This window comes from Mycobacterium sp. IDUB_39, from assembly GCF_055419205.1.
Window position 1 is genome coordinate 46,940 of sequence record NZ_JBVAXF010000011.1, and the last position, 20,212, is coordinate 67,151.

A 20,212-nucleotide genomic window follows, 5' to 3' on the forward strand; every position below is an offset into this window, starting at 1 on the left:
TTGCACAATTACGAGAGTTTCGGTGACTGAGCCGGACAGCCAATCAGACGGAAGGGGAGGCGATGGGTGAGGACCTCACGACTGAGCTCATCCGCACGACGGCTCGTCGGTTACTCGAGGTGCGCATCGACGAGATCGTCGACATGACTGTGCAGCGGACGATCGACGACGAGCCGACCTACACCGGAGGGCCGGTCAGCCGTGACGACCTGCGTTATCACATGGACCGAACCATGCGACTGGCGCTGACCAGGCTGGCCGGCAGTGCCATCCCCGATTCGCTGCAGTCGGCCGCACTCGATGTTGGGCACATCCGCGCCCAGCAGGGGGTTCCCCTGCCCAGCGTCCTGCACGCGTTCCGAATCGACCTCAAATCGCTGTGGGAGGCACTCATTGCCGAGGGCCGTGCCATCGGCGCCAGCGCTCGTGCGGATTTCCTGGAGCGCTCGTCGTTGATGGTCTGGGAGGCAGTCGAGCTGAACACCGAGGAGGTGGTCCACGGCTACCAGAAGGCTCAAGACAGTCTTGACGAAATCCGTTCCGCCGCATTCGATCGGCTGCTCCTTGACTCGGATCTGCACCCGCAGGTCGTGGAGCACGCGGCCACGGTGCTCGGACTGCCGGTCGCAGGTCACTACGTGTGCGTTGTCGGCGCCTTCCCGATCCCTCGACCGGAGCTCGTGGCCGAGTGCGCCACCCGCCTGCAAGCGCGCGGGTACCCGTTCTACTTCAGTTGGTTCGCGCAGGAGCTGAGGGGAGTCGCCCATGTTCCTGACGACCGTTCCGATGTAAGCGATGACCTCGTCGCACTGAGTGACCACGTCTGCTCGATCGCCCACGCAGACGGTCTGGGCTCTGTTGCTCAGTCAATCCGCCTTGCGCGCATGGCAGTTCGCGGGCGTGCGCACCCTGGGATCCAGTGGCTCAACGACAACTGGCTCAATGCCGTAACGGCTGCGAACGCCGAACTGTCCGAGGCAATACATGCCGCCGTCTTTCAACCGCTGGCCGCATTGAGTGCGGGGGAGCGCAGCGGGCTGCTGGAGACTGTCGGAGATCTCGTATCGCATGGCGGAACCATCGCCATGATCGCCGAACGAACGTATCGGCACCGAAACACTGTCCGCGCACGACTGCGGACGTTCACGGCGCTCACCGGACTGGACCTCACGACAACCAATGACTTGGCCACCGTGGCAATCGCCTTCACTGTCGACGCCGCGAGAGTCACACCCTAGCGATAGTCGTCAGTTGCCGAGCCCGGCGAGGTAGCGCAGCGCGTTGATCCCCGGCAGGAAGAAGTACGCCCCGCCCAACAGCGTCGTGAAGGCGGGCAATCCCTTGTGCACCTGGCGGATGGGGCGCTTGGGAATCGTGAAATCCAGTGTGCCGTCCTGGGTGCCGCAGATGGGGTCGTGCTCGTTGCCCAACTCATGGAAGGCCTTGTCGTTGATCCACACGTTCTGCGCGAACTCGAACTGGCGCACCAGGCTCGCGCAGATGATGAACGCGGCGATACCGCGATCCTCGCCGTCGTCCGGTGAGCCCTCCGGCAGCGCCGGTCCGTAGGTCGCACCGCGGCGGATCATCCGGCGGCGGTTCATGTTGTGGGCGGTGTCCCGCGGATTGAGCCTGCGCGCATGCGATCCCAGTGGGCAGGCATAACCCAGCGGGTCCATCTCCTTGTAGTTGAAGTCGTTGTTGCGCATCGGATCGGCGCCCAGCTCGGGATCGTCCTTGTCCGGTGCGAGCACCAATGGTGCTCCGCTGCGCCAGCGGCCCATGAACTTGGCGGCCAGCAGTTCCTGGCCGTCGGCGGTGTCGGCGTACTCGCTCAGATGATCGCGGAAGACACCGACGTGCTCCTGCAGCCGCCGATACGCCATGTAGCTTCCGTTGCGTGACAGCACCTCGGGCTCAGGGAGATTGGCGACCGGGCCGTTCTCATCGGGATAACCGAGGATGAACTCGCCGGGTTCCAGCGCCGCACCGGAGCCGGGAGTGGGCTCCTCGCCAGAGCCCTTCATCACCGGCTGCGACAACCGGTCCCGGAAGCCGAAGTGGTCGTGCGCGTAGTTGAACGGTGGTGTCGCGTTGAGGTCGAGGTAGGACAGGGACCGCACACCGTCGGTGCGAGCAAGCAATTCGTCGTGCGCCTCGATGGAGCGCTTGCACTGCTCGTCGGTGCGGGAGAACAGGATCGCGATCGCGTGACAGTCCTCGCCGGCCAGACCGCCCACCCAGTGTTCGGGTGCGCTCGTCCCGGTGTCGCCGAGGATTCCCGCACGCGACACCATGCCCTCGCGGAACTCATCTGGGAAGGTGGCCAACGACTCCTCTGGCACGCCGAGCGCGCGCAGGCCATTCCAGGTGAACGCCAACGTAACCCAGCGATCTGATTCGTCCATCGTGTCCTGCGCGGCCGTCGCTGACTGGACCTTGTCGAGCAGCTCGGTCAGCCAGGCGCGCCCGCCGTCGGGTGTGTCGAACGTCAGAAACTCGTACCGGCCCGTGATCGCTGGAGTGCGGGTCAGCAGGATGTGCTGGATGTCGTCGAACTCGAGCATCTACTGCATCTGATCGAGCATGGTCGAGAAGGCCGCCTTCAGCCGTAGCGCCTTCTTGATCTCGTCGGCCGTCGCGTACGGGTACTCGCCGTACTCCAGGAAGCTGGGGTAGTGGTGATCACGGACGAACTTGATGAACGCGTCCGGGTTCTCCTTCCAATCCTCAGGGAAGCCTTCGAGATTCGTGAAAACCGTCGTGATCCCGGTCGCGCTGAACAGGGCGACCGCGTCCTCGGTGTACTTGTCGAAGTCGGTGTCGAAGATGCCCTGGTACTGAAAGTGCAGGCCGGAGCCGACGTCGAACAGCACCCACCGCAGATAGTGCAGGCGCAACGGTGCCAGTGCCTCGGGGCTGGCGGCAATCGTCTCCTCGATGGTCTTCCCATAGGCGCGGACGATCTCCTCGCGACCCTCCTTGACCTTGGCGATGATCGAGAATCCGTAGCAGGCCGGCGTGCGCGGGAAAATCGGGCCGTACCGACCCCGCTCGAGTTCGAAATACCCTTCCTTGGGTATCGCCATGGCGGCGGGCTTGGACCAATCTGCATCTGCCATTTCGAGACCCCCATTTGACGGCTTTGGTGAGCCGAATGTAGCACCGGCGTAGTACTGGACAGGCCGTTTTGGCGCCCGCTGAAGTGCGTACTTCGTGAACAGGCCACCCTCACCGGGCGACCATTGAATGTTCGGCACGCAATTGTTTGCTCCCTTTTCAAGCACATGCAATTTGGCGGGCGCCGGGGCATTGCAGGGGCCGATTTCAGTGCGACTGCTATGCGGCCGGCGGCCTGGGCGAGTAGGCTATGACCAGATGACCAAAGGAGTCATAGATATGGCTGTGGCGTTCACTGACCGCGAGAAACAAGGCATTGCAAAGGTTCTCGTCGACACTGCCGAGGACCTGTTCGCGACACAGGGACTGAAGAAGACCTCGCTCGAGGAGTTGGTGGGTCCCGCGCGTATCGCCAAGGGCAGCTTCTATGCCTTCTTCGACTCCAAGGAGACGCTTTACCTGGAGGTGATGCTGCGGCGTGCCCCGCGTATCGCCGCGCGATTCACCGGCCTGCTCGACCGGCCGGTCGATGAGGAGGGCCTGGTCGCGGTCATGCACGCCATCGCCGACGTGCTCGTCGCCGATCCCTTCTACCGCAGACTGCTCTCCCATCCGGACGAACTCGACGCGGTGACCCGTCGCGTCGGCCGAGAACAGATCGCACGCATCAGCCCGCAGCTGCTCACCCCGCTCGTCGAGTATCTGGCCGCAGGTCAGCGCGACGGCGCCGTCGTCGACGACATCGACCCCGAGGTGCTTGTCGACGTGATCCGCGCTGCCGGTCTGATCGTGATGCACCGCGACCGCTTCACCGACTACCGCCAGGTTCTCGATGCCACCGTCCGGTCCCTGGCGAGGGGAATGCTCCGATGAGAATTCTCGACAGATACGCACGCATGGCCGGCATGAGCGAGCAGGCCTGGAAGCGCCACGCCAACCCGTGGAGCGTGTGGACCCGGTTCGCCGCGATCCCGTTGTTCATCCTGTCGATCTGGAGTCGCGTCTGGATCGGCTGGTGGGCGCTCGCGCCACTTGCCCTGGTCATTGCCTGGCTGTGGTGGAACCCGCATGCCTTCGCACCGATCGACAAGCCGACCGCCTGGTCGTCGAAGGGTATCTACGGTGAACGGCTCTGGCTGCAGCGACAGTCGGGTATGCCGGTCGGGTTCTCTGTGGTTCAACGGTTCTGGAGTGTTGGCGCCGTCGTCGGCGCCGCGCTGCTGGTCTGGGGGCTCGTTGCCCTCGAGGTTTGGCCGACTGTGTTCGGCGCGACGCTCATCGTCTACGGCCAGCTGTGGCGAATCGACCGACTCGGCATCCTCTATGAGCAGGAAGGTAGCCCCCAATCTCCCGAGTCGCTCGGTTAGGGTTCGCCTGTTAAGGCGATGCAACTCGGCGTAGGAGCACCAAGAAGACATGGCGTACAAGGCGATTCGACGTTCCTTCGGTGCCGGAGTGGCGATCGTGGGGGCGAGTGCCATCACCTGGTCGGCGGTCGCCGTTCTGCCCGCCGACGAGCCCGTGGTTGTTGCGCACCGGGTCGTCACCGCCACGGTCACCCCGGCGGGGTTGGCCAGCTCGTTACAGCTGCTTTCCGAGGCCGCCGCCGCCACCGTCCAGCAGAGCGTCGACGGACTGGTCACCAAACTTCCCGCGCTGTGGAATCAGGTGGACGCGCAGTGGGCCGACGTGGAGCTGACGCACTGGAACTACGCGCTCGTCGCTGACTCCTTCCTGATGCCGGTGGCTCCACTGCTGTTCGGCCCGCTCAACGACGCGGTCGCCGAGGTTGTGGCGCGCCAGTTCCCGGTGCTGGGGGACGAGATTCGGGCCATACCCGGACTGATCGAGTACGGCGTGATCAGGCTGATCGGTCCGCTGCTGAGCGCCATCGGCGGCGCCGGCGCCGCACACGCCCAGATCTTCAAGTCGATGTCGAACTGGGAACTCCAGCCGTTCTTCGAGGCGCTGGCCGCGGCGCCGGGCCATGTCATCGACGGTCTGCTCTTCGGCGGGTACGGCGACCTGCGGCCGCTGCTGACCGGCGAGATCGGCGGCACGCCGATTCCCGCCCCCGGCCTTCTGACCCCGTGGGGACAGCCGCCCGCACCGCGCGACGTCAAGTGGGCGCCCGACGCGCCGGCGGTTGTGGTCGAGTCCGAGGCGGTCGCCGAGGAACTCGCCGACACGACGATCGTGCTGGACGAGGTCGACGTGGAGCCCGTCGCTGAGCTGGTCAAGACGGTTGAGCCGGTCCCTGAGACAGTCGAGACGGTAAAGATCGCTGAGCCAGTCAAGGCCGTCGTCGAGGAGGAGACGACCGAAGACGAGGCGCCCTCCGCGGGAGCCGACACCTCCACACCGGTCAAGAAGGCAGACGAAGCTGCCAAGGACTCCGAAGCTGCCAAGGACTCCGAAGCTGCCAAGGACTCCGAAGCTGCCAAGGACTCCGATGCTGCCAAGGACACCGACGACGCGGAGTCCAAGCAGGCTCCGCCTCGGAAGCGATTCGGCGACAGGAGTTCTCGCAGCACCGTACGCGTCGGTGCCGCCAAGGCTGACGCATCCAGTTCGAGTGACTCCGGCGGCGCCTCGTCGAGTGACGCCGGCGGCGAGTAGACCACTCTCGCTGCGCCCAACGTGAACTCGATGTCGAGGATCGGGTCAGATCTCACCATCGACTTCACGTTCGGCGGATCAGTCGACGGTCGAGCGTCTCCGCCACGCGCGGTAGCCACGGTGCGCGGTGAACGCCCCGATGATCGCCGTGACGCACCACACCGCGATGGCCGAATAGGCCAGTGGTGCAGACAGATCGCCGATCGACGCGCCCAGCGCGGTGTAGACGAAGGCCCGTGGCGCCGACCCGATGAACGCGCCGACCGCCATCTGCCACAACGGAACGCCGAATGCGCCGAAGGCATAGGAGGCCAGTGCATCCGAGACCCCCGGGACAAATCGCTGACCGACCACCGCCCACAGCCCCCGCCGCTGGATCTGCTGATCGAGCCGGTCGGCACGGTCGGTCCCGAGTAGTGCACGCGCGCTCTCGCGGCCGGCGCGGCGACCGATGAGGCTGGTGATCACCGCGGTGCCCATCGCCGAGCCCAGCGTGACGAACGTCCCGAGGACGGGGCCGAAGAGCACACCGCTGCCGGCGGCCAGGATCGGGCCCGGCACGAATATCGCACCCAGGGCGGCGGACATCACGACGTAGGCGAGTGGGGCCGCAGGGCCTGCGGCGTTGACCGCGTTCCGCACACCCTCGACGTCGATGACACGCGTCACCGCGACGAGATAGAACAGTCCGAGCAGGAACGCCGCGAACAGTGCCAGTCGCAGGATGTGGCGCCGTCGGGACGGGCCGGGCGCTGGGGCCGGGGCTGGGGCGTCGTCGGGGTCGGAGGCGGAGTCGGAGTCCGGGTCGGAGTCGGTCATCTTGACCCGATTCTTTCCCATCGCCGAAAAACCATTTGCGGCAACCTCGTCCGCACTCGTTGAATCGACCCCATGGGTGAGGGCAGCGGCGCGACAGGGTGGGGCTGGCGGCGGTTGTGGTGCATACCGCAGATGTCGCGTGAGGTCCGCCGGGAGAACGACTTTGGGCATCTCGAACTCGACGCCATCGGTTCGGCGTTCGGGAGAGATCGAACCCGTCGGGCGCTGTCCGGACTGGACTCACGCGTCGAGACCTGGTCGTCGACGATCGTCGCCGACCTGACCCGCTGACGTCAGACCCGCACCCCCGAGGACGCGCCGACCAGGCCGCCGTCGATCACGAGGTCCTGCCCGTTGACGTAGGACGCCGCCGGGGACGCCAGGAACACCACGGCCGCGGCGACGTCCTCGGCAGTGCCGAACCGCGCTGCGGGGATCGCAGAACGGATGTCATCGTGTGCGTCGTCGGCGACGTTGTCGTGGAACATCGGCGTCGCGATGTACCCGGGGCTCACCGAGTTGACCCGGATCCGCCGCGGGGCGAGTTCGGCCGCCAACGTGCGGGCCAGGCTGTGCACCGCGGCCTTGGTCGCGGAGTACAGCGTCGCACCCGCCATCCCGCGGTGCAGCGTCCACGATGCGTTGACGATGATCGCCGAACCGTCGGCGAGCAGCGGCAGGGCCTTCTGGATCGTGAAGTACACGCCCTTGAAGTTGATCCCGACGATGCGGTCGAACTCCGCGTCCGTGACCTCGTCGGCGGGCTGGAATGCCGCGACTCCCGCGTTCGCGAACAGCAGATCGAGGCGGCCCAATCGTTCGGCGACCTCAGCCATCGTCGTATCCAGGGCTTCGGGATCGGCGGCGTCGGCGGCGATCCCGAGCACACGGTCGCCGCCGCCGAGGTCGGCCAGTGCCGCCGCCAGACGCTCGGTGTCGCGTCCGGTGATAACCACCCTGCCACCGGCCTGGAGTAGGAGGCGTGCGGTCTCCAGGCCCATCCCGCTGGTGCCACCGGTGATCAGGGCCGTGGTCGGAGCGTGAAAGTCGTTGTCGGTCATCACACCAGCGTGCGTGGTGTCGGCCGCCGCAACCAGTGCGGACTCAACATGGGACCGCCACCACCAGGATGATCACAGACGCGGGTTGTACATCTCCACAAACCACTGTGGCTGGTCGACGATCCGCATGGTGGTGGTGTCGAAGTAGAGGTCGCCCAGTTCGGGATGGCGGACGGCCTTGACGGACTGGGATGCGACGCCGACGTCGTGGCGCGCCCACATCGCCGCGAACTCCGGGCTCCGGGAGCGCAGGTCGTCGATGATCCGGCCGAACTCGGGGTCGCCCGGGAAGTGCGCGGCATCGGCACGGAACGCCGCCACCACGGCGGGAGCGGCGGTGGCCCACGACGCGTGGACACCGCGGTACCGCTCGTTGGTGAAGAACGCCACCAGACAGTTGCGGTCGTCGTCGCCCAGGCCGAACACCGTGCGGGTGGCGTCGTTGACCGCGAGCACGTTCCAGTACATGTCCCGCAGAATGGCCGGCCTGGGCAACCACGCGTCGAGCAGATTGCGTAGTTCGGGTGGGATCGCAGTCTGGCGGTCGGTCGCGACCGGAGGTGGGTTGAGCCCGGCGAGCAGGTAGAGGTGCGTACGCTCGGGCTCCGCCAGCAGCAGCGCACGGGAGATCGCGTCGAGGACCTCGGGTGAGACCTTGATATCGCGTCCCTGTTCGAGCCAGGTGTACCAGGACAGGCCGACCCCGGCCAGCGATGCGACCTCCTCGCGTCGCAGGCCTGGCGTGCGGCGGCGACCGACGTCGACGATGCCGACGTCTTGTGGTGTCAACCGCTCGCGGCGAATACGCAGGAAATCGCGGAGCTGACTGCGACGGTCGTCCCTCGTTGATGTCGGCTCCACCATCGACAGGTTAATGTCACGCCGCGCCGACGTCAGCCGCGCACCGAACCCTCCAGCGGTCCGCCGTCGGCTGCCTGAAGCAGGCAGATGACGGTACTGGGCAGGGGAATCGCGCCGGTTCGATCCTGCTTCGAGTCGATGAGGTAGGTGACGGACAGGGTGCGTTCGGGGGCGCCGCCCGTGTACTGGTCGACACCCGCGGCACATGCCCGATCCGCGACGTCGGCGATGGCGGCGTTGACCGCGACGGGCGCCAACAGGTACACCTCGGCCCGGTGCGGGCCCGAGCAGTCGACGGCGGTGACGGTGGCCTCGCCGACATCGACGGCGGGCACCTCGGCGACACACTCACCGACCTGCAGGTCGACCCACTGCTTCGTCTGTGGCGCGGACATCCCAGGAACGGCCGAGGCGGTCGATGACACCGAAGCGGGTTCCGACACCGGTGCGGCGACCGACGATTCGCCAGACCCGGAGTCACTCGCCCCACAGGCGGTAAGTAGTGCGACGGCGGCGAGTAGCGCCCACCTGCCGCAACGAGTCCGACTTCGCATGCCCGCCTCCGATCCGCGCCGGTCGACTAGCGGTTGAGTCTAGGCCCGGCACTCACTGTCACGTCGTAACTGCGGCCGCGATCCCATGGCGAAGGTGTGGAAATCGGGTCAGTGGGTACAGACGTCTTGCGTAGCACCGGCGCCTCGTGAGGCGCTGCCCACCGACTGAGCCCGAAAGAGAAGTGAATGCGACGACCAGCGGCCGCGACCGCCGCGATGGTCGCGCTGCTCGTGGCGGTTCTGGTGTCGGCGTCATGTGCCCCCGCGCAGCGAGTGAATCTGGGCGACTCCGCGGGCAATCTGATCGCTGCGATCGCCGGTGAGCCCGATCAACTCGACCCGCAGAAGACCAGCTCCTACTTCTCCTTCGAGGTTCTCGAGAACGTGTTCGACACGCTCGTCGAACCCGATGCGAACCTCGAGATGCGGCCCGCTCTGGCCGAATCGTGGGAGGTGACACCAGATCAGCTGACGTGGACCTTCCACCTACGCAACGGTGTGACGTTCCATGACGGCAGCCCGCTGCGCGCCGACGACGTCGTGTACTCCTACCGGCGGATCATCGACGAGAAGCTGTCCAACGTCGACAAGTTCAGCGCGGTCGCCGACGTCAGCGCGCCCAACGAGGACGCCGTCGTGATCCGAGTCAAACAGCCCACCCCGAATCTGCTGACCAATCTCGGCGGGTTCAAGGGCATGGCGATCGTGTCGCGCGCCAACGTGGAGTCCGGCCAGATCGCCAGGCATCCAGTGGGTACCGGACCGTTCGCCTTCGTCGCACAGCGCAGTGGTGACTCGATCACGTTGGCGGCCAACGCCGACTACTGGGGCGGCGCCCCCAAGGTGCCGGGCGTGACGTTCCAGTTCATCTCCGAACCCTCAACCGCGCTGTCGGCGCTGCAGGCCGGTGAGATCGACTGGACCGACTCGATACCCACCCAGCGGGTCGCGCAGCTCGCCGGCGACGACTCGATTCACCTCGCGGTGACCCCGAGCAACGACTACTGGTACCTCGCACTCAACGAGGCCCGTCAGCCCTGGAACGACGTACGGGTTCGGCGGGCCATCGCATACGCCATCGACCGCGACGCCATCGTGGCGGCCACCAGCTACGGCACGGCCGTGGCCAATCAACTGGCGATCCCCGAGGGCAATCCCTGGTACATCCACTACGACCCCTACCGCTATGACATCGAGGAGGCCAAGCGCCTGCTGGCCGAGGCGGGCAACGCGCCCACCAAGATGGACATGCTCGTCACCAGCGAGTACCCGGAGACCGTGACAGCGGCCCAGGTGATCGCCGACAACCTCAAACCCCTTGGTATCACGGTCAACATCCGCACAGTCGACATGGCGACCTGGCTCGACGAACAGAACACCGGCAACTTCGACATGCTGATGATGGGCTGGCTCGGGAACATCGACCCCGATGACTTCTACTACGCCCAACACCACACCGGTGGGTCGAGCAACGCACAGAAGTTCTCCGACCCGGAGGTCGACCGCCTGCTCGACGCCGGCCGCGTGCAGACGGCCCGCGACGCGCGCGCCGATGACTACGCCAAGGCCGCCACCCTCATCGCCGATCAGGTCAGTTACATCTACCTCTACAACCCGTCGGTGATCCAGGGGTGGACGCCGGCACTCACCGGCTATGAAGCGCGCCGCGACGGCGCGATCCGGTTCCGCACCGCTGCCCTGGCCGGAGATGGCGACCAATGACCATGCCCGCGTTCATGTCTCACCCGGCGATACGATTCCTGGCGCGACGGGTGACGTACTCGCTGGTCGTTCTGGTGGGTGTGCTGATCGTCGTGTTCGCCCTGGTGCACCTCGTCCCCGGTGACCCGGTGCGTATCGCGCTGGGCACGCGCTACACACCCGAGGCCTACGACGCACTGCGGGCGGCAAGCGGACTGGACCGGCCGATCGTCGAGCAGTTCTTCGGCTACATCGCGTCGGCCGCGCGCGGTGACCTCGGCGTCAGCTTCCGCAATGGCGATCCCGTCGCCGAGATCCTCATCGAGCGACTGCCCGCCACGGTGTCGTTGGCCGTCGTCGGCATCCTGATCGCCCTGTGCATCGCGCTGCCCGCAGGCATCTGGTCGGCCCTTCGGGAGGGCAGGCTCAGCGACGCCATCGTCCGCGTCACCAGTCAGTTCGGTGTCTCAGTACCCGACTTCTGGATGGCGATCCTGCTCATCGCGCTGTTCTCCACGACGCTGGGGTGGTTGCCGACATCGGGATACCGACCGCTGTTCGGTGATCCCGCGGGCTGGCTCAGCCACATCGTCCTGCCCGGTCTCACCGTCGGACTGGTGGCGGGTGCGATCATGACTCGCTACGTCCGATCGGCCGTACTCGACGTCGCCGCAATGGGTTACGTGCGCACCGCCCGATCCAAGGGACTGTCGCCGGCGGTGGTGACCTTCCGCCACACCGTCCGCAACGCTCTGGTCCCGATCCTCACCATCACCGGGATCCAGCTCGCCACGATTCTCGGTGGCGTCATCGTCGTCGAGGTGGTGTTCGCGTGGCCGGGCCTGGGTCGGCTGGTCTACAACGCCGTATCCGCGCGGGATTACCCGGTGATCCAGGGTGCGGTGTTGTTGATCGCCGCGTTGTTCCTGCTCATCAACTTGGTCGTGGACCTCCTCTACGCCGTCGTCGACCCGAGGATCCGGCTGTCATGACCGACGAGACGCTGAATCAGCCGCGCATCACCTCGTGGCGGCTGCTGCTCGGCAACCCCGTCACGGTGGCCAGCGGCGCCCTGCTCGCGATCGTGGCAGTGATCGCCGTCGCCGCGGAATGGATTGCGCCGTACGCAATCAACGACGTCGACGTTCCCAGCGCGTTGCAGGGACCCAGCGCCGCGCACTGGTTCGGCACCGACGAACTCGGCCGCGATGTGCTGTCGCGCGTCCTGGTGGCAGTACAGGCGTCGATGCAGGTTGCCGTCGTCAGCGTGGCGTTCGCCGTCGTCGTGGGCGTGACGGTCGGGGTGGTCGCCGGATATCGAGGTGGCTGGCTCGACACGGTGTTCATGCGCGTCGTCGACGTCATGTTCGCGCTCCCCGTGCTGCTGCTCGCCCTGGCGATCGTCGCGATCCTGGGGCCCGGCGTCACCACCACGATGCTGGCCATCGGTGTCGTCTACACGCCGATCTTCGCGCGGGTGGCGCGAGCCAGCACGCTGTCGGTGCGCGTCGAACCGTACGTTGCGGTATCGCGCACCATGGGCACCGGCCACGCGTACGTCCTGGCCCGCCACATCCTGCCCAACATCGCGGGCCCGCTCATCGTCCAGACCACGCTGTCCCTCGCGTTCGCCATTCTCTCCGAGGCCGCACTGTCCTTTCTGGGCTTGGGAATACAACCTCCGGAGCCGTCACTGGGGCGGATGATCTTCGACTCGCAGGGCTTCGTCACGCTGGCGTGGTGGATGGCCGTGTTCCCCGGCGCGGCGATCTTCGTCATCGTCCTGGCGTTCAACCTGTTCGGTGACGGACTACGGGATGTCCTGGATCCCAAACAGCGCACGATGCTGGAATCGCGGAGGAATCAGTGACCTCGACACCGGGGGAGACCGGCCCCATCCTTGCCGTCAACGATCTGCACGTGCGGATCGGCCGGCGCGACATCGTCCGCGGTGTCACGCTGAGCGTCGCCGCCGAGCAGACGCTGGGAATCGTCGGCGAGTCCGGATCGGGCAAGTCGATGACGGTGCTCGCCGCGACCGGCCTCCTCGACGCGCCCGGCGCCGTCGCCACGGGGTCGAGCACCCTTGCGGGCACGGGCGGCTCGGGGCGGACTGAACTCGTCGGAGCCTCCCCGCGGGTGCTGCGTGGCGTGCACGGCAGCCGGATCGGCTTCGTGTTCCAGGATCCGGGCACCTCGCTCAACCCGCTGCTGACACTCGAACGTCAGATCACCGAATCGGTCGAGGCGCACCGTCGGGTGACGCGCCGCGAGGCCACCTCCCGTGCCCTTGAACTGCTCGAGGCGGTCGGCCTGCCCGACCCACCGGCCCGACTGCACTCCTACCCGCATCAGCTCTCCGGCGGGCAGCGCCAACGGGTGATGGTGGCGATCGCGCTGGCGTGTGACCCCGAACTACTGGTCGCCGACGAGCCGACGACATCACTCGACGTGACGACGCAGGCGCAGATCATCGAACTGATCCGCACCCTGCAGCGCGACTTCGGCACCGCCGTGGTGTGGATCAGCCACGACCTCGGTGTGATCGGCCAGGTCGCCGATGACGTCACGGTGCTCCGCGACGGTGCCGCCGTTGAGCAGGCGCCGGTTCTTGACGTGTTCGACCGGCCCACAACGGACTACACCCGCGAGCTGCTCGCCGCCCGGCCATTAGTCGGGACGAGTGGCCCACCGCCTCCCGCGCCGGACGCCACGGTGCTGCTCGACGTCCGTGATCTCGACGTCCGCTTCCCGGTGATCACGCCGACTGGCCGCAGCACCGTCCACGCCGTGCAGGACCTGTCCTTCCAGATCCGGCGTGGCACCACGCTCGGTCTGGTCGGCGAGTCGGGCTCGGGTAAGTCGACGGTGGCGGCCGCGCTGACCGGGCTGGTCGCACCGGACCACGGCCGGGTGTCCCTGGACGGCACTGACGTCCTGGCGGTGCGGGGCCGCGCGCAGAAGGAGCTACGTCGCCGGATCAGCCTGGTGTTCCAGGACCCGTTCTCGTCGCTGGACCCACGCCGGACGGCGGGCACGGCGATCGCGGAGCCGCTGGCGGTGCACCGCATCGTGTCGGACCGGCGGCAGCGTGCGGCGCGCGTCGCCGAACTGCTCGATCTCGTCGGACTGCCCGCTTCGTTCGCGTCGCGGTATCCCCATGAGCTCTCCGGTGGCCAGCGTCAACGGGTGAGCATCGCCCGGGCGCTCGCCCCCGATCCCGACCTGATGATCCTCGATGAGTCCACCGCGTCGCTCGACGTGTCGGTCCAGGCGCGCGTGCTCGATCTGCTGGCCGACCTGCAGCGCGACATGAGCCTGACCTACCTGTTCATCGGCCACGACCTGGCGGTGATCCAACGGATGAGCCACGACGTGTTGGTGATGCGGGCCGGACGAGCGGTGGAGTATCGACCCGCAACGGAGCTGTTCGCCGCACCCGAGCAGGAGTACACGCGCGCGCTGCTCGCCGCGGTGCCACCCGCGCGACCCGCGACATTGCCTCGGCTGTAACGGATCCACCGAATCGACGATGGATGTAGTGAAGCCGCGGCAGCTGCTGGTTCAGGGCCAGCGTTGGGGGAGATGGCTGCGCATGGAAGCACTGGCGGAGACGTCATGCTCCGTGAACTCAGAGGAGTAGACGCACGATGCGTGCACCAAACTGGGATCTTCGTAACCGGGCTGTCGCCATTCTGGCGTCGGGTGTCGTGGTCGCGATGACGGCGCTCAACGTCGGCCTCGCGCCGGCGTCCGCCGATCCGGACGATGGCCCCCGCGCGCCCACGACGACGGTCGCCGTGCCCGAGCCGGAGGCCGCGGCGCCGGAGACGCAGGAGAAGCCGGCCAAGCAGGAGAAGCCGAGCGCCGTCGAAGAGGCGCCACCGGCATCGTCCACAGCCACTGCGCCAGCGGTCACTGCGCCGACGGCCCCGCCTGCCGTGGAACAGGCCCCACAGACGCAGACGCAGACGCAGACGCAGACTCCACAGACCCAGGTGGCGCCTGAGACGCAGATCGAGGCCGAACCGGAGACGCAGACGCCCAAGCCCGCGCCGCAGACGCAGGCGCCCAAGCCCGCGCCCGAGACGCAGGCATCGAAGCCGCCGACCACGACAGCGACCAGCGTCGTTCCGTCGGCGACCCCCTCGGTCGAGCCCTCGGCCACGCCCGACCGTGAGACGGCCACGTCCGCCCCGGAGACGTCCACGCCCCCGGCTGACCGCGGGACACCGGCCTCGGAGCCCAGCGAGGCACCCGCCGCTCCGACCTCTCCGACAACGCCGACGTCTCCCACAACGCCGACGTCGCCCGCCACCGAGACGAGCACCGCACCTGAGGCCGCGGACGCATCGAGCCCGGATCAGTCGACCTCATCGAGTGTGTCGCGGGCGGCTCGCGAGATCGAGGCCGTGACACCCGAGACGGTGGAGGCGCCCGCACAGGACGTCGAGATCGCCAAGACCGCGAAGGTCGTCGAACAAGCTGAGCCGGCGCCCGCAGAGGTCGCCGACGTCGCAGCCATCGCCAGGATCATCGACGTGCCCACGCTCGACCGCCAACGGCGCGACAACGACCTGCGCGCCAACGACAGGGTCCGCCTGGCGGGGGCGTGGGACCGCAATGTGCGGCAGTGGAGCCCGGACTGGGTGCAGTACGACGACTACTACCGGCCGGTGTTCGCCAACCCGTATCGCGATCCCGTGCAGATCATCTACGTGTATCAGAATGCGCAGCGCATCCTGAGGATTCCGCCGCTGTCGCGCATCGTGCTGGAGGTCGCCCAGTACGCGGCCTACAGCTTCACCGCCGTGGTGATGAACGCCGTCAACACCGCGGTCAACGTGGCGGTCGGCAGCTTCTTTGGAGGTGGCTTCTTCCCAGGAATCGGTCTGCCGCTGCCGCCCCCACCGCCGCCACTGCTGCGGTATGACAACGTGCCGGTCTTCGTCAACTACTCGCAGCAGCGGTACGAGCCGTTCCGTGTGCAGCGCATCGTCGACGTCGGCCCCGACACCCGGTACGGCGAGCACAAGGTGCTGCTCGACGGCGTCACTCCGGCATGGGGTCAGTGGAATCAGACGCCCAGCGGCGAGCGGCAGTTCGAGGTGCACCGGACTCAGCAGTTCCCGGGTCTCGACGAACCGCGTGAAGCGCCACTGCCAGGTGACTACCAGCTGCGGCTGGCGTCCGACGACTCGGCGTCGAGCGGATTCACCGGCCGCGACGTGTATCTGATGGCCGCGGCCGTGCTGTGCGCCCTGCTCAGTGCGGGCGCGGTGATGCTCAGCGTGGCCATCGGGCGGCGCCGCAACACCTGATCCACCAGGCGATTTCGGCGCGCTAACCGTCGCTCAGCGAACGAAACCGCGCCGAAATCGCACGGGTGGATACGGTCAAAACGCAAGAGCCCGGATGCCAGTCGGCATCCGGGCTCTTGTGCGTCTCGGGGTGTACTACCGGGCGACGGGCCAGCCCCAGACTGACATGTCGCCGCGTGGGTACTCCATGCACACGTCGGTGGCCTTGGCCACCACGCCCTTGTTGTTGAAGAAGATCTTCGCCCAGTTACCCCACCGGGTGGCCACCTGCTCGTAGTACACGTTGGTGGCGGTGTTCTCGGAGTACTGGCGACGGCCGGCTGCGTCGAGCGAGTAGAACCAGTGGATGCGGTCGACGGCCATCTGCTGGATCTCCGGCGGCCGGTTGTTCTTGTCGATGATGTAGCGCTCGAAGTACACCGGGCTGGTGTCACGCGCGGCAGCCAGGAACTGCTCTGCATCACACTGGGTTTCGATCTGCCGCTTCGGGATCGGGTAGTCATCGGTCGAGTCGGCGGTGGCCATCGGGGCGAACGTCGTCGCGGCGATGGCACAGGCGGCAGCGGCGAGGCCACTCCGAAGCGAGAGACTGCGCATGCTTTTCATAATGCTCCTTGTCGTCATGCGGTCGGAACCGATTCGGGATTCTTGTTGGCGGTGGGTGGGGGAGTTGGCCACGGTGCGGGCAGCGGTCGGGTGCGCACGTTCTGCGGCCACCAGAACCACCGTCCGAGGATCGCCGCGATGGACGGCATCATCAATGACCGGACGATGAGCGTGTCGAACAGCAGGCCCAGGCCGATAGTCGTGCCGACCTGTCCGATCACTGTCAGTTCGCTTACCGCCATTGACATCATCGTGAACGCGAACACCAGGCCTGCCGAGGTCACCACCGACCCGGTACCGCCCATGGAGCGGATGATGCCCGTGTTCAAGCCGGCGTGTATCTCCTCCTTGAAGCGCGCCACCAACAACAGGTTGTAGTCGGCGCCCACCGCAAGCAGGATGATCACGGCCATCGCCATCACCATCCAGTGCAGCTCGATGCCCAGTAGGTGCTGCCAGATGAGCACCGACAGGCCGAACGACGCACCAAGCGACAGCACCACGGTACCGACGATGACAGCCGACGCCACGACGCTGCGCGTGATGAGCAGCATGATGATGAAGATCAACGCCAACGCGGAGATGCCGGCGATGATGAGGTCGTAGTTGTTCCCGTCGGACATGTCCTTGAACACCGCCGCGGTGCCGCCCAGATACACCTTGGAGCCCTCAAGAGGGGTGCCCTTGATGGCCTCCTTGGCGGCCATCTTGATGCTGTCGATCCGCGCGATGCCCTCGGGGGACATGGGATCGCCCTCGTGGACGATCATGAACCGCACCGACTTGCCGTCGGGCGAGATGAAGTTCTTCATACCGCGCTTGAAGTCCTCGTTGTCGAAGATCTCCGGTGGCAGGTAGAAGGAGTCGTCGTTCATCGAGGCGTCGAACGCCTCGCCCATGGCGGTCGAGTTCTCCTGGCCCTCGGCCATCTGATCCTGCATGCCCTTCTGGGTGGCATACATCGTCAGCATCATGGTCTTCATGGTCTTCATCGTCGAGATCATCTCGGGCATCAACGCGACCATCTGCGGCATCAGCGTGTCGAGCCGTTCCATGAGTGGCAACAGCTCTTGGATGTCGTCGGTCATCGTGTTTATGCCGTCAAGCGTGTCGAAAACCGATCGCACAGCCCAGCAGACCGGGACGTCGTAGCAGTGCGGTTCCCAGTAGAGGTAGTTGCGCATCGGACGGAAGAAGTCGTCGAAATTGGAGATGTTGTCTCGCAATTCGGCGATATCGATCGTCATGTCCTTCATCTTGCCGACCATCTGATGGGTGGTATCCGCCATCTGAGCGGTCAGGCTCGACATCTTCTCCATCGTGTTGACGGTTTTTTCCATCTCGTTCGCCTGAACGAGCATGTCGGCCATGCGGTCCTGCAGATACTTCTCGTTCATCGTCTGCGTGGTGCCCTGCATGCTGATCAGGAACGGGATCGAGCTGTGCTCGATCGGCTTTCCGTCCGGGCGCGTGATCGTCTGCACCCGGGCGATGCCCTCCGTCTTGAACACCGCCTTGGCGATCTTGTCGATCACCAGGAAGTCGGCCGAGTTGCGCAGATCGTGATCGCTCTCGACCATCAGCAGTTCGGGGTTCATCCGAGACTGGGAGAAGTGCCGGTCGGCAGCCGCGTAACCCTCGTTCGCCGGAAGGTCGGCTGGCAGGTAATTCCGGTCGTTGTAGTTGGTGCGGTAGCCCGGCAGCGTCAACAGGCCCACCAGAGCCAACGCAACGGTTCCGATCAGAATCGGTCCCGGCCAGCGCACCACAGCGGCGCCGATCTTGCGCCAACCCCGGGTCCGCATTGCGCGCTTGGGCTCGAGCAGCCCGAACCGGGTGGCGATGGTGACGATGGCCGACCCGAGCGATAGCGCGGTCATCACACAGACCACCATGCCGATGGCGAGCGGAACGCCGAGGGTCTGGAAGTACGGCAGCCGGGTGAACGACAGACAGAACGTCGCACCGGCGATGGTCATGCCGGAGCCCAGCACTACGTGCGCGGTGCCACCGAACATGGTGTAGAACGCTTGTTCTCGGTCCTCGCCGACACTTCGAGCCTCCTGATATCGGCCTATCAGGAAGATGGCGTAGTCCGTGGCCGCGGCTATCGCGAGTGTCACGAGAAGGTTGGTCGCGAAGGTCGAGAGGCCGATGATCTCGTGGTAGCCCAGGAATGCGACGACACCGCGCGATGCCGCCAGCGAGAGCACCACCATGACGAGCGTCAGCAGAACGGTGACGATCGACCTGTAGACCAGCAGCAGCATCACGATGATGACCGAGAACGTGGCCAGCTCGATCATGGTCATGCTTCGGTCGCTGGCGATGTGCTGATCGGCGGCAAGAGCGGCGGGTCCGGTGACGTAGGCCTTCACGCCAGTGGGCGCCGGAACGCTGTCGACGATCTCTTGGACGGCCTCGATCGACTCGTTGGCCAGGGTCTCGCCCTGGTTGCCCGCGGTCTTGACCTGCACGTAGGCGGCCTTGCCGTCGGAGCTCTGGGAGCCCGTGGCGGTGAGCGGGTCGCTCCAGAAGTCCTGGATGGACTGAACGTGGGTCGTGTCCTCGCGCAGCTTCTTGATGAGTTCGTCGTAATAGGCGTGAGCGTCGGCGCCCAGGGGCTCCTGGCCCTCCAGGACGATCATCGCCGAGCTGTCGGATTCGCCTTCGTGGAAGTTCTGGCCGACGCGCTTCATCGCGATCATCGACGGCGCGTCATCGGGATTCATCGACACCGCACGCATCTGTCCCACGGTCTCCAGCTGCGGGACCGAGACGTTGAGGAATGCGATGAGGACGATCCAGCCGAGCACGATCGGCCACGCGAAGGTGCGGATTATCCGCGGGACGAATGGACGTTCAGGGTGTGCAGTTTGCGTGGGAATTGCGTCGGTTGGCGGCTCGGATGTAGGAGCGCTCATGCGGACTTCACCAGGCAATAGGTCTGGGCGTTCAGGCCGGTGGAGGTCCGCTCGGCCTTCAGGACGTCGTCGACGATGACACGGCACGTAATCGAACTGCCGTCACCCTGCGCCACGATGTTGGGCTGGGCCGCGGGCGCAGTTGTGCTCAACGTCAAAGTCCACGGCAGGGTGACGCCATCGAGGCGTTGCGGCTTGGCGTCGAGGTCGAGGTAGTTGATGTCGGCGTAGGCGCCGGGCTCCCCGGTGATCTCGTAGGTGACGATCTTGGGCTCGAAGGGTTCGGGATCGTCAGCGAACTGCACGGGCGTGACGATGATGCCCTCCGCGCCGAAGAACGTCCGCATGCGCGCCACCGTGAAACCGGCGACCACCACGACCACGACGATAAGGAGCGGTATCCACGCCCTCTTCAACAGGCCCGTCACCGTACTCCTCTTCGCTCGCGTCGATTCTTCATGCGTCCGACCTGCTTGTTCGCCACCGGTTAGCTAATGTAACTTAGAGCTTAGCTCGGTTAAGTTAATCATGGCGACCCCCACATCACCGCGCGCCGTGTGGCGCACGCCACTCAGCGCGGTAGGGCGGGATCAAAGGGGTTGGAAGCCAAGTCAATCACGTCGTGC

Annotated in this window: 19 protein-coding genes; 10 read left to right on the forward strand and 9 right to left on the reverse strand. The window is 66.1% G+C overall.

Annotation, left to right across the window (positions count from 1 at the left end):
- Window positions 1-62: 62 nt before the first annotated feature.
- Window positions 63-1,238: an RsbRD N-terminal domain-containing protein gene (locus ACZY0X_RS29075; protein ID WP_463775352.1), complete on the forward strand. Its 1,176-nt coding sequence runs from the start codon at window positions 63-65 to the stop codon at window positions 1,236-1,238.
- Window positions 1,239-1,247: 9 nt separating this feature from the next.
- Here the strand turns inward: ACZY0X_RS29075 and ACZY0X_RS29080 are convergent, their stop codons facing one another.
- Both ACZY0X_RS29080 and ACZY0X_RS29085 read right to left on the reverse strand, forming a co-directional pair.
- Window positions 1,248-2,567 (reverse strand): Dyp-type peroxidase, encoded by a 1,320-nt coding sequence (locus ACZY0X_RS29080; protein WP_463775353.1) that lies wholly within the window; start codon window positions 2,565-2,567, stop codon window positions 1,248-1,250.
- Window positions 2,568-3,122, reverse strand: coding sequence for a hypothetical protein (locus ACZY0X_RS29085; protein ID WP_463775355.1), 555 nt, complete (start codon window positions 3,120-3,122; stop codon window positions 2,568-2,570).
- Between the two features lie 256 nt (window positions 3,123-3,378).
- Between ACZY0X_RS29085 and ACZY0X_RS29090 the strand changes: the two genes are divergently transcribed.
- Genes ACZY0X_RS29090 through ACZY0X_RS29100 form a run of 3 tightly spaced genes read left to right on the forward strand, consistent with a single transcriptional unit; the run spans window position 3,379 to window position 5,739 of the window.
- Window positions 3,379-3,993: a TetR/AcrR family transcriptional regulator gene (locus tag ACZY0X_RS29090; protein WP_463775356.1), complete on the forward strand. Its 615-nt coding sequence runs from the start codon at window positions 3,379-3,381 to the stop codon at window positions 3,991-3,993.
- Window positions 3,990-4,487: a DUF6653 family protein gene (locus ACZY0X_RS29095; protein WP_463775358.1), complete on the forward strand. Its 498-nt coding sequence runs from the start codon at window positions 3,990-3,992 to the stop codon at window positions 4,485-4,487. The genes ACZY0X_RS29090 and ACZY0X_RS29095 overlap by 4 nt, the downstream gene beginning before the upstream one ends.
- 49 nt (window positions 4,488-4,536) lie before the next feature.
- A complete protein-coding gene (locus tag ACZY0X_RS29100) occupies window positions 4,537-5,739 on the forward strand; it encodes a hypothetical protein (protein ID WP_463775359.1) in 1,203 nt (400 codons plus the stop codon).
- Window positions 5,740-5,817: 78 nt separating this feature from the next.
- Here the strand turns inward: ACZY0X_RS29100 and ACZY0X_RS29105 are convergent, their stop codons facing one another.
- A complete protein-coding gene (locus ACZY0X_RS29105; protein ID WP_463775461.1) occupies window positions 5,818-6,558 on the reverse strand; it encodes a TVP38/TMEM64 family protein in 741 nt (246 codons plus the stop codon).
- Between the two features lie 72 nt (window positions 6,559-6,630).
- Between ACZY0X_RS29105 and ACZY0X_RS29110 the strand changes: the two genes are divergently transcribed.
- Window positions 6,631-6,849, forward strand: coding sequence for a hypothetical protein (locus ACZY0X_RS29110; protein WP_463775360.1), 219 nt, complete (start codon window positions 6,631-6,633; stop codon window positions 6,847-6,849).
- Window positions 6,850-6,851: 2 nt separating this feature from the next.
- Here ACZY0X_RS29110 and ACZY0X_RS29115 read toward each other — a convergent pair whose 3' ends face one another.
- The 3 genes from ACZY0X_RS29115 to ACZY0X_RS29125 form a co-directional block, all read right to left on the reverse strand.
- Window positions 6,852-7,619 (reverse strand): glucose 1-dehydrogenase, encoded by a 768-nt coding sequence (locus ACZY0X_RS29115; protein ID WP_463775361.1) that lies wholly within the window; start codon window positions 7,617-7,619, stop codon window positions 6,852-6,854.
- A gap of 72 nt (window positions 7,620-7,691) precedes the next feature.
- Window positions 7,692-8,480, reverse strand: coding sequence for a helix-turn-helix transcriptional regulator (locus ACZY0X_RS29120; protein WP_463775363.1), 789 nt, complete (start codon window positions 8,478-8,480; stop codon window positions 7,692-7,694).
- A gap of 32 nt (window positions 8,481-8,512) precedes the next feature.
- Window positions 8,513-9,034 carry a hypothetical protein gene (locus ACZY0X_RS29125; protein ID WP_463775364.1) on the reverse strand — a complete coding sequence of 174 codons (522 nt, stop codon included), beginning with the start codon at window positions 9,032-9,034 and terminating at the stop codon, window positions 8,513-8,515.
- A 186-nt stretch (window positions 9,035-9,220) separates the two neighbouring features.
- Here ACZY0X_RS29125 and ACZY0X_RS29130 point away from each other — a divergent pair, with 186 nt between their 5' ends.
- The 5 genes from ACZY0X_RS29130 to ACZY0X_RS29150 all read left to right on the forward strand — a co-directional run bounded on the left by ACZY0X_RS29130 (window position 9,221) and on the right by ACZY0X_RS29150 (window position 16,056).
- Window positions 9,221-10,756 carry an ABC transporter substrate-binding protein gene (locus ACZY0X_RS29130; protein WP_463775366.1) on the forward strand — a complete coding sequence of 512 codons (1,536 nt, stop codon included), beginning with the start codon at window positions 9,221-9,223 and terminating at the stop codon, window positions 10,754-10,756.
- Between the two features lie 2 nt (window positions 10,757-10,758).
- The gene (locus ACZY0X_RS29135; RefSeq protein WP_463775462.1) at window positions 10,759-11,727 is read left to right on the forward strand and encodes an ABC transporter permease; all 969 of its coding nucleotides are present in this window, start codon (window positions 10,759-10,761) and stop codon (window positions 11,725-11,727) included.
- A complete protein-coding gene (locus ACZY0X_RS29140; RefSeq protein WP_463775367.1) occupies window positions 11,724-12,605 on the forward strand; it encodes an ABC transporter permease in 882 nt (293 codons plus the stop codon). The genes ACZY0X_RS29135 and ACZY0X_RS29140 overlap by 4 nt, the downstream gene beginning before the upstream one ends.
- On the forward strand, window positions 12,602-14,248 hold the full coding sequence (locus ACZY0X_RS29145; RefSeq protein ID WP_463775368.1) for a dipeptide ABC transporter ATP-binding protein: 1,647 nt from the start codon (window positions 12,602-12,604) through the stop codon (window positions 14,246-14,248). Before ACZY0X_RS29140 ends, ACZY0X_RS29145 begins: the two co-directional genes overlap by 4 nt.
- Window positions 14,249-14,385: 137 nt before the next feature.
- Window positions 14,386-16,056 (forward strand): hypothetical protein, encoded by a 1,671-nt coding sequence (locus ACZY0X_RS29150; RefSeq protein WP_463775370.1) that lies wholly within the window; start codon window positions 14,386-14,388, stop codon window positions 16,054-16,056.
- Window positions 16,057-16,191: 135 nt separating this feature from the next.
- On the opposite strand, the gene ACZY0X_RS29155 is transcribed toward ACZY0X_RS29150, so the two are convergent.
- The 3 genes from ACZY0X_RS29155 to ACZY0X_RS29165 are packed head-to-tail and all read right to left on the reverse strand — an operon-like array spanning window position 16,192 to window position 20,014.
- On the reverse strand, window positions 16,192-16,680 hold the full coding sequence (locus ACZY0X_RS29155; RefSeq protein WP_463775371.1) for a DUF5078 domain-containing protein: 489 nt from the start codon (window positions 16,678-16,680) through the stop codon (window positions 16,192-16,194).
- Window positions 16,677-19,586, reverse strand: a complete 2,910-nt coding sequence (locus tag ACZY0X_RS29160; RefSeq protein ID WP_463775372.1) for an MMPL/RND family transporter — start codon at window positions 19,584-19,586, stop codon at window positions 16,677-16,679. The genes ACZY0X_RS29155 and ACZY0X_RS29160 overlap by 4 nt, the downstream gene beginning before the upstream one ends.
- Window positions 19,583-20,014 (reverse strand): MmpS family transport accessory protein, encoded by a 432-nt coding sequence (locus tag ACZY0X_RS29165; protein ID WP_463775374.1) that lies wholly within the window; start codon window positions 20,012-20,014, stop codon window positions 19,583-19,585. Before ACZY0X_RS29165 ends, ACZY0X_RS29160 begins: the two co-directional genes overlap by 4 nt.
- Between the last annotated feature and the right edge of the window lie 198 nt (window positions 20,015-20,212).

Coding starts and splice junctions, on each gene's coding strand:
- ACZY0X_RS29075 (WP_463775352.1), top strand. CDS start 63: ATGGGTGAGGACCTCACGACTGAGCTCATCCGCACGACGGCTCGTCGG.
- ACZY0X_RS29080 (WP_463775353.1), bottom strand. CDS start 2,567: ATGCTCGAGTTCGACGACATCCAGCACATCCTGCTGACCCGCACTCCA.
- ACZY0X_RS29085 (WP_463775355.1), bottom strand. CDS start 3,122: ATGGCAGATGCAGATTGGTCCAAGCCCGCCGCCATGGCGATACCCAAG.
- ACZY0X_RS29090 (WP_463775356.1), top strand. CDS start 3,379: ATGACCAAAGGAGTCATAGATATGGCTGTGGCGTTCACTGACCGCGAG.
- ACZY0X_RS29095 (WP_463775358.1), top strand. CDS start 3,990: ATGAGAATTCTCGACAGATACGCACGCATGGCCGGCATGAGCGAGCAG.
- ACZY0X_RS29100 (WP_463775359.1), top strand. CDS start 4,537: ATGGCGTACAAGGCGATTCGACGTTCCTTCGGTGCCGGAGTGGCGATC.
- ACZY0X_RS29105 (WP_463775461.1), bottom strand. CDS start 6,558: ATGACCGACTCCGACCCGGACTCCGACTCCGCCTCCGACCCCGACGAC.
- ACZY0X_RS29110 (WP_463775360.1), top strand. CDS start 6,631: ATGGGTGAGGGCAGCGGCGCGACAGGGTGGGGCTGGCGGCGGTTGTGG.
- ACZY0X_RS29115 (WP_463775361.1), bottom strand. CDS start 7,619: ATGACCGACAACGACTTTCACGCTCCGACCACGGCCCTGATCACCGGT.
- ACZY0X_RS29125 (WP_463775364.1), bottom strand. CDS start 9,034: ATGCGAAGTCGGACTCGTTGCGGCAGGTGGGCGCTACTCGCCGCCGTC.
- ACZY0X_RS29130 (WP_463775366.1), top strand. CDS start 9,221: ATGCGACGACCAGCGGCCGCGACCGCCGCGATGGTCGCGCTGCTCGTG.
- ACZY0X_RS29135 (WP_463775462.1), top strand. CDS start 10,759: ATGCCCGCGTTCATGTCTCACCCGGCGATACGATTCCTGGCGCGACGG.
- ACZY0X_RS29140 (WP_463775367.1), top strand. CDS start 11,724: ATGACCGACGAGACGCTGAATCAGCCGCGCATCACCTCGTGGCGGCTG.
- ACZY0X_RS29150 (WP_463775370.1), top strand. CDS start 14,386: ATGCGTGCACCAAACTGGGATCTTCGTAACCGGGCTGTCGCCATTCTG.
- ACZY0X_RS29155 (WP_463775371.1), bottom strand. CDS start 16,680: ATGACGACAAGGAGCATTATGAAAAGCATGCGCAGTCTCTCGCTTCGG.
- ACZY0X_RS29160 (WP_463775372.1), bottom strand. CDS start 19,586: ATGAGCGCTCCTACATCCGAGCCGCCAACCGACGCAATTCCCACGCAA.